This window comes from Dyadobacter sp., assembly GCF_039919315.1.
In the GTDB taxonomy this organism is placed as follows: Bacteria; Bacteroidota; Bacteroidia; order Cytophagales; family Spirosomataceae; genus Dyadobacter.
On the sequence record NZ_JBDSFX010000017.1, the window covers coordinates 17,025 to 30,234 of the forward strand.

12 protein-coding genes are annotated in these 13,210 nt (G+C 44.5%); 9 read left to right on the forward strand and 3 right to left on the reverse strand.

Annotated elements, in window-relative coordinates; translation table 11 throughout:
• The first annotated feature begins 122 nt into the window (after window positions 1–122).
• Together ABIO93_RS04305 and ABIO93_RS04310 are read left to right on the forward strand one after the other, a co-directional pair.
• Complete coding sequence (locus ABIO93_RS04305; RefSeq protein WP_348064800.1) at window positions 123–1,496, forward strand: OmpA family protein; 1,374 nt, start codon at window positions 123–125, stop codon at window positions 1,494–1,496.
• 59 nt (window positions 1,497–1,555) lie between these two features.
• Window positions 1,556–2,296, forward strand: coding sequence for a hypothetical protein (locus ABIO93_RS04310; protein ID WP_348064802.1), 741 nt, complete (start codon window positions 1,556–1,558; stop codon window positions 2,294–2,296).
• Window positions 2,297–2,345: 49 nt separating this feature from the next.
• Here the strand turns inward: ABIO93_RS04310 and ABIO93_RS04315 are convergent, their stop codons facing one another.
• Window positions 2,346–2,855, reverse strand: a complete 510-nt coding sequence (locus ABIO93_RS04315; protein ID WP_348064804.1) for a DUF4494 domain-containing protein — start codon at window positions 2,853–2,855, stop codon at window positions 2,346–2,348.
• Window positions 2,856–2,998: 143 nt separating this feature from the next.
• On the opposite strand from ABIO93_RS04315, the gene ABIO93_RS04320 reads away from it, so the two are divergent.
• From ABIO93_RS04320 to ABIO93_RS04350, 7 genes are all read left to right on the forward strand, one after another.
• A complete protein-coding gene (locus ABIO93_RS04320; protein ID WP_348064806.1) occupies window positions 2,999–3,631 on the forward strand; it encodes a hypothetical protein in 633 nt (210 codons plus the stop codon).
• Window positions 3,632–3,675: 44 nt separating this feature from the next.
• Complete coding sequence (locus ABIO93_RS04325) at window positions 3,676–5,508, forward strand: hypothetical protein (RefSeq protein WP_348064808.1); 1,833 nt, start codon at window positions 3,676–3,678, stop codon at window positions 5,506–5,508.
• Between the two features lie 20 nt (window positions 5,509–5,528).
• Window positions 5,529–6,293 (forward strand): exodeoxyribonuclease III, encoded by a 765-nt coding sequence (locus ABIO93_RS04330; RefSeq protein WP_348064810.1) that lies wholly within the window; start codon window positions 5,529–5,531, stop codon window positions 6,291–6,293.
• Between the two features lie 43 nt (window positions 6,294–6,336).
• Window positions 6,337–6,921 (forward strand): Uma2 family endonuclease, encoded by a 585-nt coding sequence (locus tag ABIO93_RS04335; RefSeq protein ID WP_348064812.1) that lies wholly within the window; start codon window positions 6,337–6,339, stop codon window positions 6,919–6,921.
• A 37-nt stretch (window positions 6,922–6,958) separates the two neighbouring features.
• A complete protein-coding gene (locus tag ABIO93_RS04340) occupies window positions 6,959–7,555 on the forward strand; it encodes a pseudouridine synthase (protein WP_348064814.1) in 597 nt (198 codons plus the stop codon).
• Between the two features lie 86 nt (window positions 7,556–7,641).
• A complete protein-coding gene (mutS, locus tag ABIO93_RS04345; protein WP_348064816.1) occupies window positions 7,642–10,305 on the forward strand; it encodes a DNA mismatch repair protein MutS in 2,664 nt (887 codons plus the stop codon).
• A gap of 51 nt (window positions 10,306–10,356) precedes the next feature.
• On the forward strand, window positions 10,357–11,547 hold the full coding sequence (locus tag ABIO93_RS04350; protein ID WP_348064818.1) for an MFS transporter: 1,191 nt from the start codon (window positions 10,357–10,359) through the stop codon (window positions 11,545–11,547).
• A 56-nt stretch (window positions 11,548–11,603) separates the two neighbouring features.
• Here ABIO93_RS04350 and ABIO93_RS04355 read toward each other — a convergent pair whose 3' ends face one another.
• Complete coding sequence (locus ABIO93_RS04355) at window positions 11,604–12,212, reverse strand: RNA-binding protein (protein ID WP_348064820.1); 609 nt, start codon at window positions 12,210–12,212, stop codon at window positions 11,604–11,606.
• 42 nt (window positions 12,213–12,254) lie between these two features.
• Window positions 12,255–13,088 (reverse strand): ATP/GTP-binding protein, encoded by an 834-nt coding sequence (locus ABIO93_RS04360; RefSeq protein WP_348064822.1) that lies wholly within the window; start codon window positions 13,086–13,088, stop codon window positions 12,255–12,257.
• Window positions 13,089–13,210 lie beyond the last annotated feature (122 nt).

Below are 13,210 nucleotides of genomic sequence, written 5' to 3' on the forward strand. Positions count from 1 at the left end.
CTTCCTCGCAAATGATGCCCGATTATATCACATCATCGTGTAGTGCTTTTTAATCGTATAATATTCAGTTCATTATATACATTTGTAATGTCAATACGCTCAATCTTCTAAACACACAGGTTATGAGAAATCTCCAAAAAGTAGCAGGCATTACGTATTTGCTGGCGCTTTGTTCAATGACGACATTTGCCCAAATCCGAATCAATGACCCGGGGAAAGTAGTGGAAAGACAGGCTGAAAACAGGGCTAACCGAAAAGTGGATCAGGCAGTTGACAAAGGTTTTGATTCGCTTGAAGAAGGGATTGGAAATCTGTTTAAGAAGAAGGATAAGAAAAGTAATGAAAACAATGGTACTACAAATCCGGAAGCTGGCAAGGCGGGTACTGCAAGTGAGCAACCGGCAAACGTAGGAAATGAGGAAACTGCTCAGAAACCCGTAAAAGCTACATTGAAATCTTACAGCAAGTTTGATTTTATCCCGGGAGAGAAAGTCGTAGCGGTGGAGGATTTTTCGCAGGATGCAGTGGGCGATTTTCCTGCCAAATGGAATACCAATTCTGCTGGCGAAGTGGTGACTATTGAAGGAACGGAAGGAAAATGGTTGATGCTAGGCCCCGAGGGCGTCTTTTATCCGGAATTTGTAAATGGTTTACCAGAGAATTTTACACTTGAATTCAATTTAGCGACCACTTCTGAGTTTAGTTTTTATTCAGGCTTCCTCCGGACTATCATTGCCGAAGTAGCAAATGCTTCCAAAGACTTCACCAAATGGAAATGGTATGACGGTGACAAGGCCAATGGAATGGAAATAGGTTTGCATCCATATAATGCCGGCGGAACAGAGGGAATGTCATTTTTTAATGTCTTTACTGATGAACCATCTACTTCGCTCATGAAAAACGAAAAAAGCATTCCTGCTCTCCACGTGCCGGACCATAACGTTGTAAAAGTGTCCATTTGGCGTCAAAAAGGACGTTTTAGATTATATGTAGACGATTATAAAGTTTGGGATTTGCCCAGGGCATTCAACCCCGAGCGGAAATATAACTTCATAGGCTTTTCTAACCATTCCTATGAAGGGGACAACCGCTACTTCATCAATAATTTGAGAATAGCGGTCGGAGCGCCTGATACCCGCAGCAAACTGATCACCGAAGGCAAGTTTTCGACGACTGGTATTTTGTTTGACATCAATTCAGCCACGATCAAACCCGAGTCTTTCGGCGTGCTGAAAGAGATAGCGAATGTACTGACTGAAAATGCAGATGTCAAGGTGAAAATCATTGGCCATACCGATTCTGATGGGGATGACTCAGGCAATTTATCATTATCTAAAAAGCGTTCAGAGGCGGTGAAGGCAGCATTATCGAAAGACTTCGGAATAGAAAGCGCCAGATTGGAAACCGACGGAAAAGGGGAGGGGGAGCCTGCATCACCCAATACCACGCCAGAAGGAAAAGCAAATAACCGGCGGGTTGAATTTGTTAAAATGTAATGCAAATATGGTTTTTAAAGTGTCTCTTTCTAGCTTGCGGCCATTAAAACCGAACTAAGATGAGAAGGTACTTGAATTTAATAGTAGTGTTTGCACTGTTGCTTTCTGCAACTTGGGCAAGCGCGCAAAATGTGAAGAAAATTGCGGTGGACAAGCAGCGTGCTGTTCAATGGAAGCCTGCAAATGGTCAGTATTATTTCAGCCATTCACTTGTTTTTGACTATGAAAATAAGGCTGATAAGACAAAAGGGACATTGAAGATTTACGTGGACCCGGTAACAGGGGCAATGTGTTTCAGGAAGGAAAGCAGTTTCGGTCAAAGCGGCAAAGCGTATGATTTTATCATCGGATTTCCTGACGGAAAGTACATTTACTGCGGTGCAGACGAAAAAGGCAAGAAAATAAAAGTGACTGAAATGGTGAAGGAATTCAAGCCTGATGCTGATACCAAGACGCAGCAAAAGGAAGATTTTATTACCTATTGCGTTCCAACTGGCAACAAGCGTCAAGATTTTGACCTGGAAAGTGCGGAATACGACCTCAGTTACGCCACTTCTGAGACCAAGGACAAATTATGGCTTACCAAAACGCCTTTTAGCATTTATGCGCTGTATGGAATTGAATTTGTGGAAGGTACGGTCAGTCTGCCAGTCTCATTTGATTATATGTACCTCCTTCCACCCAACGACCTGATCACCGAATTGAATGCGAAAGATGCCACATTGAAGTTGAGCAGCTTTGGCCGCGACCCTTTCACAGCGATCACAAAAGGATACCAGGAAGTGAAGGTTAATGACTGATAAAATTCATGAACCAGCATTGTTTGAATGCTGGTTCATGAATAGTTTTCTATGCATTTTCAGCTTCTGTGCGTTCCGCCATTACTTCGGATAATGGCCTCATATTAGCCGGAATGACCGGTTCTGCTTCTTCCTCAGCGGTATATGGGAACACATCCAGAATAGGTGTCAGTGTGATATCCGTGGTTTCGTAAGGAATCAGGAAGTTGCGCATGCTTTCATTGATCCTGTCCAATGCCTGCTGAATTCCGTCCGCATTGACTAGCATATAATTTACGATTTTCTTCTCTTTTCCGCTTTTTTCGTCTACCGAAAAATAGATCACCTTCGCTTTAAACCATTGTTCTCCCTCCTCATACGCGAACAGGTCCGCGAGACGAAACTTTGTGATACTGCTCACGCTGAAATCACTGGCACCAGTCACGATCTGTTTGTATAATCTCGCCTCGGATTCCGTGTACGAAACCGCGTCCACGAGATACACTTCATTGATTGTTTTCAGGCTTCCCGCTTCATCCTCCTTTTGATACCGAATTTTCCCTAAATACCAGCTCGCCATAATTTTTATTGGTTGTTTATAAAGTCTGCAAATGTAGAAGCTTGGGTCAATGCTTGCAAAAAAATAAAACCTTAAAGTAATAATCCCCGATCCGTGTATGCGTTCTGATACCTACTGTTTAACTTGCGAAAAATACATTCAGAATGAAAAAGAACATTTGTTTTGTTGCAATCTTCCTGGTAATGGGCGTTTTAGCGGGCTGTGGGGTTGGTCGCCAGGTTTCGGAAGCGAAGACTTTCGGAGATTGTAAATATGATATTGCATCGGTCGACAGCGTGTATCTCGCTGGAATTGATATTCGTGAATTCAAAAATATCAAAGGTTTCGGCGACCTGGATCTGGCCCGGTACCCGGGATTGGCCATGGGGCTTTTGAGAAAAAATGTACCGCTTGATTTGCGTGTAAACCTTGACATTACCAATCCTACCAAGAGACGCGCGGCGATCAATCAGCTGGAATATAAAGTGTTACTATCGGATAGCGAAATATTTAACGGGTACCTGAGCCAACTGATTGAAGTGTTACCAGGCACCGGAAGCACACGAGTACCAATAAGATTGAAGGCGAATGCATATCAGCTACTCAACGACAACAAAACCCGCGACCAGTTTGTGAATATGATTATGTCATTAACAGGCAGATCAGACGCAAAGCCAACGAAATTTACGGTTAAAGTGAAACCAACGCTCGATCTGGCCGGAAAGCAAGTTGACTATCCAGGCTACATTACATTTGAAAAAGAAATAACGAGCAAAATGATTTCAGGGTCTCGCTGATTCCCTAAGAAATCCTACATTGATAACAAGTACAACGCATTGCTTTGAAGCTATTTTTAGATAACCCTCATTTACTTGAATATTTCGGGCTGGTCGTCGTCCTGCTTTTGCTGTTTGGCGCCACTTTTTTCTTCAAGAATCTGGTCGTTGTCAGAAAGTGGTCTGGATTGGGGCTGATCATTGTTCCGATCGTCTATTTTTATCTACTGCTGGATGCATATGTGCTCAATATTCCGCTCACTGACGATTTCAATCTACTTGAAACTATCTATGATTTAAAGCATGCACCCGATTTTCTCAGTGCGATCAAGAGTCTTTTTGAGCAGGTTAATCAGCACAGATTTGCTTTTGAAAGGATCGTGATGTTGCTCATGGTGTTCTTCACGGGCACCGTGAACATTAAATTGCAGATCTTTCTGGGTAATTTCTTTCTGCTGGGCATTCTTTATCTTTTGTTTCTTTCTTTCAAAAAGGAGAATATTTCATGGTACTATTTTATCCCGGTACCCTACATGATCTTCAACCTGATCTTCTTTGAGAATGCATATTGGGGCATTGCAGCATTGCAGAACACGCCGCTGATATTTTTCGCCTTTTTATCGGCCTACGGGCTGTCAAGAGGCGATCAGAAAGGCTGGTACTTAGGACTGGCAGCCGCATTAGTCACCACATTCACCAGCGGTAGTGGCTTACTTACCCTCATTATCGGTTTAGTGATATTGTTGTTCCAAAAGCGGTTTAAGCTTTTGCTCTGGTGGCTGGCTGCAATGGTCGCTATCATTCTTTTCTACTTCCTTTTTGACTACCAGTTTGTTTCTTCGCCCGGTGAAAAAGTGTGGGTGCATCCAATCTTCAACCTGGTATCCATTTTCGGTTTTTGGGGAAATGCGCTATACCTGGATGTTCGGCACCCACTCGTTTCAAGCTTTCATACAGATCTGATCTGGTGTGTGGTACTGGGAGCAGGAATAGGCGTGCTTTTTGCGGGTTGGCTATTCAGGATTTTGATCAAAAAGAAACTCCTATGGAGCGATTGGTTTTTGTGGGGAGCATTAATGTTCGCAATGGGCACCGGCGCGATGTTCGTAATCAGCCGACCGATCAATAACTACCTCATGTATGGCGGGAATGTGTTTTCCAGGCGGTACATGACATTCGGGATCGCGCTGCTGGCAACGGTCTATGTGTGTTTGGTCATCCTGGTAAAGGATTTCAGAAGTTTGAAAAGGATAGTCGCCGGTATAGCAATGCTTGCATTCATGGGCCTGAATTTTGTCAGCTACTATCTGTCTATTTTTCAAATCAGGAAACTGCACGACGAGCTGGCAATTGACAGTTACTACTGGAACAACTACAATACTTTTTTGACAGTAGGAGAGAAATTCAGCGACATCCCTTTCTGGAACCACCCTACCAGAATGCGCGACCTGATCAAGAACCTGCAATCATCTGGACTGAGTGATTTTTATCAGAACTATTCAATTCCGGATCATCAAAAGCTGATTTCGGAAACGGGTAAGGTTAGCCAACCATTCAAAGGTGAGTTTGACGCTAAATTTCAGTACCGTAATGGAGAAAGTAATCTGCCAGCCAAGTACTTCAAATTTCAGGTAATTCCTGACGAGGAAAATTTTAAACCTTCTTACTTTGTGCTGGCATCGAAACAACATACGATAGTTTTACCAGCAGTACCGGTAGCAAACTCGCCTCAGGATTTTTTGAAAAAAGCCACTTATTATAGTAACAACTACCAGTACTCGCTTTATAAAATAAAACTGCCCGCCGGGACTTACGATGCCTGGATCATGTCACCTGATCCGCAACGGCCCGGGAAATGGCAGTCATTGCCTACGGGAAAAAAGGTATTGTTTTATTAAAGAACCCATCCTTTATCATTATGCAAATACTTACATACAATCTGAACGGAATCCGGGCAGCTTTGAAAAACGGCTTATTAGAATGGCTTAGCTCAAAGTCCGTGGACATCCTCTGTTTTCAGGAAGTAAAAGCAACGCCCGACGTCGTTGATCTTTCGGGTTTCGAAGCATTAGGTTATGAGCTTGTTGGCTGGCATGCGGCGGTCAAAAAAGGGTATAGCGGCGTCGCTATTTTTTCGAAGATCAAGCCAGATCAGGTTATTGCGGGCTGTTCCATTCCGGCTTATGATATGGAAGGCAGAGTCCTGAGGGCTGATTTTGGAGATATTACGGTACTCAATTGCTATTTCCCGTCGGGTACCAGCGGGGACATTCGTCAGTCTGTAAAAATGGCTTTCCTCGCCGATCTGTATAATTGGGTCGATGAACTTCGGAAGGAGCGGCCTAATCTGATCATTTGTGGTGACTATAACATTGCGCATACTGAAATTGACATTCACGATCCGGTACGGAATAAAAAGTCATCGGGTTTTTTGCCAGAGGAAAGAGCGTGGATGTCGAAATGGTTTGAGAATGGCTACACCGATGCTTTTCGGTTTAAAAATCCCGATCTGCGTGAGTATTCCTGGTGGACTTATCGCGCCGGCGCCAGAGGTAATAATAAGGGTTGGCGGATCGATTACATTTCTGTGTCCAACACAATTCAGGACCGGATTGTAGCCAGCAGACAGTATAATGATGCCGTGCATTCCGACCACTGTCCGGTATGGCTGGAAATACAGTAAATTTTGTATTTTTGATAAAAGCAAGAATCAAAAACGCGTAGTTATGGATATGCCAATGCCGGTAACTTTGAAGATGGGCGACCTGATGAGTGAGGAGGAATTCTTTCAGTTTTGCCAAATGAACGACACACTAGAGTTCGAAAGGGACTCACAAGGAAATATTATATTGATGTCTCCGACAGGATCATTTACGGGAAATTTAAATTTGAGAGTTTCCGGGCAGTTGTATTTATGGAATGAAGAAAACTGCCTTGGCGAAGTTTTCGATTCTTCAACAGGTTTTACATTACCCAATGGTGCAGTCCGTTCTCCGGATGTATCCTGGATCAGACAGGAACGCTGGGATATGCTTTCCCAAGATCAGAAAGAAGGATTTGCACCAATCTGCCCCGATTTTGTAATTGAAATCCGTTCTAAATCAGATGGTCTGAAATATCTGCTGGACAAAATGTCGGAATACATCGCAAACGGCAGTCAGCTAGGATGGCTGATCGACAGGTTTGAAGACAAAGTATATGTTTACAACGCTGATAAGTCAGTTGTTATACATGAATCTCTACAGGTAATGCTTTCAGGAGAAGCTGTACTTCCTGGTTTTACATTGAATCTCGGAGCGGTGATCAAATGATTTATCATTATTTCGCTTCCTCATAAATCTGTTCGCATTGTTTCGTTACTTTCTCATTTATAAGCCATTTGGCATGCTTTCGCAGTTCAGCCGTGAGGGCGACCATGCTACATTGGCCGATCTAGATTTTGAATTTCCCAAAGACATTTATCCCGTTGGCCGCCTGGATGCAGACAGCGAAGGTTTGCTGCTTTTGACCAATGACAATTTTCTAAAAACAAAGCTCCTCGAACCTAAAAACCGACATACCAGAACGTATTATGTGCAGGTGGAAGGCGATGTCACAACCGAAGCGTGCAAGCTAATGAGCTCCGGCGTGGCGATATCCATTAATGGTAAACGGTATCAAACGCTTCCTGCCGAGGTAATATCCATTGCGGAGCCCGTACTCCCGGAGAGAGATCCACATATCCGTTTTCGGAAAAATATCCCTACTTCCTGGGTTTCCCTTACCCTGCATGAAGGCAAAAATCGCCAGGTAAGGCGAATGACTGCGGCTGTGGGTTTTCCCACGCTGCGATTAGCCCGCTGGTCGATCGGGAAAATTTCTTTGGCCGATAAAAACGGGAATTTGCCTAACCCAGGGGACGTATGGGAAGTTACGGCCAAAGAAGCACGGCGCTTTTACGATTGATCCTACCAAAACAGCATTGCGCTCTTGCCAAACCGGAGAGAAGGGTTAATTTTGTACATAACCTGTTCTTAAAATACCGCTACTAATTGGCAAAGGCACATAAGGAAACCCCACTTAACAAACAATACAACGAGATTAAGGCCAAGTACCCGGGAGCACTGCTGCTTTTCAGGGTGGGTGATTTCTACGAGACATTTGGAGAAGACGCCATCCGGGCTTCCAAAATTTTAGGTATTGTCCTTACCCGTCGTAACAATGGCGGATCGCACGAGGAACTGGCAGGTTTTCCACATCATTCCCTTGATAATTATCTTCCGAAACTGGTTCGTGCAGGCGAGCGTGTGGCGATTTGCGACCAGCTGGAAGATCCCGCAACAGCAAAAGGCATTGTTAAACGCGGAGTGACCGAGCTGGTTACGCCCGGCGTTTCATACAATGATAATGTCCTCGATATCCGCAAAAACAACTACCTGGCGGCAGTACATGTAGGGCCGGACAATTTGTACGGGATCGCATTCCTTGACATCTCGACCGGAGAGTTTATGACTTCGCAGGGAAATGCTGCCTATGTTGACAAAATGCTTCAAGGTTTCGGTCCTGCGGAGGTTTTATTTTGCAAAAAACACAGACAAGAATTCAATCAACTCTTTGGTGGAAAGTACCATACTTACCAGCTGGAAGACTGGTGCTTCGGCTATGACTATGGTTATGAGCGGCTTACAACACATTTTCAGACTACTACATTAAAAGGGTACGGAATTGAGTTGCTGCCGATGGGGATCATTGCAGCTGGCGTAATCCTACATTATCTGCATGAAACAGAGCACAAGGAAATTGCGCATATCGGCCGCATTACCCGTCTGGAAGAGGAAAAGTACGTTTGGCTGGACCGTTTTACGGTAAGAAATCTCGAACTGGTATACCCGCAGCAGGAAGGTGGCGTGCCGCTGATTCAGATATTGGACCAAACGGTGACGCCAATGGGCGCGAGACTTTTGCGTAAATGGATGGTTTTGCCGCTCAAAGAAAAGCTACCGATCGAAGAAAGGCTCAACACAGTAGAGCATTTTCTGAATAATGACGACCTGCATGATTCGGTTATCCAGTATTTAAAGCAAATAGGAGATCTGGAACGCCTTATTTCCAAAGTTGCGGTGAGGCGGATCAATCCCCGCGAACTGGTTCAGCTCAAAAGATCTTTGAAACAGATAGGACCTATCCAACATCTGCTATCCCGGCTTTTAGAGGAAGAAGAAACAAAATCAGGGAAGAAGGGATCCGGCAAAAAAGGGTTAAACCCGGCTCTCGCCATCCTGAAAAAATATGCCGATCAGCTTAATCCCTGCGATTTTCTGGTTGAAAAAATAGAAAACGAACTGCGTGAAGATGCTCCCGTACTTTCTAATCAGGGGCGGATGATCAAAAGTGGCGTGAATGGGGAGCTGGATGAGCTGCATGCGATTTCTTATGAAGGAAAAGATTATCTGTTGAAGCTTCAAAACAGGGAAATCGAGCGTACGGGCATTGGTTCATTGAAAATTGCTTACAACAAAGTTTTCGGGTATTATCTGGAAGTGACTCACGCACATCAGAATAAGGTACCTGTTGACTGGATCAGAAAGCAGACATTGGTGAATGCTGAACGTTACATTACGCCGGAACTGAAAGAATACGAAGAGAAGATACTGAATGCGGAAGACAAGATTTCAACAATTGAATTCCGGATTTTTAGTGAAATCATGATGACTGCTGCGGAATACGTAAGCACGATTCAGCAAAATGCCCTGGTTATTTCAACATTGGACGCACTGAGTTCATTTGCAACCACGGCCCGGAAAAATAAATATATAAAACCGGTCATTACAGAGGGCATGGAGCTCGACATTAAGGACGGGCGACACCCGGTGATCGAGCAGCAGTTGCCGCTGGGTGAGAGCTATGTTCCCAATGACCTTTATTTGGACGATACTACCCAACAGATCATTATCATTACCGGGCCTAACATGGCGGGTAAATCTGCATTGCTCAGACAAACTGCCCTGATCGTGCTCATGGCACAAATGGGCTGCTATGTTCCGGCGAAATCAGCCCATATCGGCCTTGTTGATAAAATATTTACGAGGGTAGGGGCCAGCGACAACCTGAGTCGGGGCGAAAGTACATTCATGGTTGAAATGACCGAGACTGCAAGCATTTTGAACAACCTAAGCGACCGCAGCCTGGTACTCATGGACGAAATCGGGCGCGGTACCAGTACCTACGACGGTGTATCCATTGCCTGGGCCATTGCCGAATACCTGCATAGCCAGCCGGATTACAAGCCAAAAACACTTTTTGCAACCCATTACCACGAGTTGAACCAGTTGGCAGACGATTTTCCGCGGATCAAAAACTTCAACGTCGCGGTCAAGGAAGTGGACAACAGGGTTATTTTCCTGCGAAAGCTGAAACCGGGAGGCAGTGCCCACAGTTTTGGTATTCACGTAGCGCAGATCGCCGGCATGCCGCAGCCAATCGTGTTGCGGGCGAGCGAGATTATGCAGCACCTGGAAAAGGACCATGTGGCGCATGAGCATAAAAAAAGGGTGAGGGAGATTCCTAAAAACAACTTCCAGCTAAGTATTTTCGAACCTGCGGATCCGCGTATGGAGGAATTGAAAGAGAAACTCACATTGGTCGATGTCAACACACTTTCACCAATTGAAGCATTACTGAAATTGAATGAGTTTCAGAAAATGATGAAGAATTAACCTGATGAATTATCCAACTATATTTTAAATTCAATCTCCTATAACCTTTTTATGAAAAATACGACGCGTTTTCAGCTGATGGCCATGATGTTCCTCCTGTATTTTATATGGGGCTCGTGGTATGGGCAAATGAGCAAGTACCTGTTCACGGCCCTTGGGGCGACAGGAGGGCAGGTTGGGAATGCTTACGCAGCCTTTTCAATTGCGCAGATCATTGCTCCCTTTTTCGTGGGTATGATCGCTGACCGTTACTTTGCCGCGCAAAAGGTACTGGGTGTTTTAAGCCTGGCGGGTGCAGCGCTTCTTTTTGTCCTCACAGGAGTCGACGATCCCGATAACTTCTTCTGGATTATCCTGGCTTACTGTATTTCATTTGCACCCATGATGTCGCTCACGACTTCCATCGCCATGCAGCAAGTGACTAATTCTGAAAAGGATTTTCCTGCAATCCGCGTTATGGGAACCGTTTCCTGGATCGTTGTTTCCAATATTATCGGCTACTATGGCTTCGGGGATAATGTGATGATCTTTAAAATTTCGATGGTAGCGTCGGCATTCCTGGGTGTATACTCATTCTTTTTGCCCGATACCCCTCCAAAACCAAGTACAAAAACATCCTTTTCAGACATCCTTGGTCTTGATGCATTCACGCTTTTCAAAGACCGTTCGTTTGCGATATTTTTCATCTCCTCATTGCTGATCTGCATTCCCCTGTCGTTCTACTACGCCATGGCCAACCCTTCTCTAACGGATTCGGGTATGACGAATGTAGAGAACAAAATGTCGTTGGGACAAGCTTCCGAAGTTGTTTTCATGCTGTTAATCCCGCTTGCATTTACCCGCCTGGGCGTTAAATGGATGTTGGTAGTGGGGCTTATTGCCTGGATTATTCGTTTCATCGGGTTCGGATATGGAGATATAAACAACGAATGGCTGCTTTATCTCGCGATCGTACTGCATGGTGTTTGCTACGATTTCTTCTTTGTAACGGGCCAGATTTATACCGATAGCAAGGCTGGTGAAAAATACAGATCTTCCGCCCAGGGCTTGATTTCAATTGCCACTTACGGGATCGGAATGGGTATTGGATCATGGCTGGCCGGTATTGTGGCTGACATGTACACAGTCGACAATGTGAAAAACTGGACCAGCATCTGGATGGTACCCGCTGGGATTGCAGCTGTGGTACTGGTTCTTTTTGTGCTGTTTTTCAAAGACAATAAAATCAAGGCAACTGCATAAAATGAAAAATCCCTGCAAGCGAACACTTGCAGGGATTTTTATATCTTAACGATTGATTAATCGTCGTCGTCATCCGTGATGCTTCTAGCATAGTTTTTGGATCCGCCTCCGCCTTTCTTATAATCGGCTCCGCCTTTTCCGGAACGATCGTCAGACCTTGATTTTCCATGTCCTCCACGATCGCCTCCATGTCCTCCGCGATCTCCGCCACTGCTTTTATAACGGTCACCGCCACCTCCACCTCCACTGTATCCGCCGCCTCCACCGCCACTATATCCTCCGCCTCCGCTGTAACCTCCTCCTGAGCTGCCGCCGGATGATCCAGGGCTGCTACTTGGTCTGTCACTGCTTCCGCCCTCGGTAGGTCTTGGTCTGCTAAATCCTCCTTCTTTTTTGAAGTCGCCTCTTGGAGCTGCACCAGCCTCTTTTTTCTGAGACTCATTCACCACGAGCGGCCTTCCATACATATCTGCTCCGTTCAACTGGCTAATCGCTAGCCTTGCCTCTTCTTCATCAGGCATTTCTACAAACCCGAAGCCTTTGCTCTGACGTGTAATCTTGTCAATGATAATTTTCGCGGAGCTCACTGTGCCGAATTTTTCGAAAGCTTCACGCAGTTCGCTTTCCTTTAACTTAAAAGAAAGACTCCCAACAAAAATGTCCATGGAAACGCCTGTGTTTAATTAATTTTTAGGTTATAAAGATATTTATTTTAGCTGATAAGCTACCACACTGTTTTTCATGAATGTAGGCACATAAACGATTTTTTTGATCGGATCGTAACCTATATCAGCCGAATTGGTTTGATCAGCGCTGGTATCGAGCAACTTTTCCGTCGTTTTATCTGCTTTTACATAATACACGTGGCCAGCCCAGCAAGAAACAATGTACTCGCCTGGCGCTACCTGCTCAATGCCGTCAGTACTTTTATCCATGCCCTCGGCAAGAATAGTAACTTCTTTGGTCGCACTCAATTTTTTCAATGTTCCGCTATCTGCGATCAAAAGATCTGATCCCACTGCCAGCAATCCGTTCGGGCGGGTCAGGTCTTCAAAATAAGTAGAAACCTTGCCGTCTTTAATCAAATGTACTTTTTTTGTATCGGAGTCGGAAACATAAATGTTGCCTTTGGAGTCAATCGTGAGATCATTTAAGAACTTTGAACCTTCAACTTCATGTTTTTTCAGGATCTTACCTGATTTGATATCGATCTCAACCACATCTGTTACGTCGGCGACATACAATTTTGAACCGATAATGCCCATTCCTTTCGGAGCGTTCAGGCCTGTTACCCAATCATTGGCTATCACTTTGCCATCCAGTCCTACTTTCGCGATGCCGCCTTTTCCATCTTTTTCTCCGGGTTTACCGTCAATCAGAGCTACATAAAGTATTTTATTCTGAGCGCTGTAAAGAACAGATTCGGGAATAGGCAATGAGCCGTCGGTAGACCAAAGTTGTGTTAATGTATGCTGCGCCTGAACAGTTACCAGCGTAAAAGCCGATAATAATGTAGAAAGTAGAATGTGTTTGATTTTCATAAGGTTTGAGTTGTAAGGAGATCGAATTCAAGTTATTTTTCGATCATTAACCAAAGCTAAATAAAAATGCCCAAACTGATTAAGCCGGGCATTTTTTAATTTTTTTTACTATTTAATTCGGT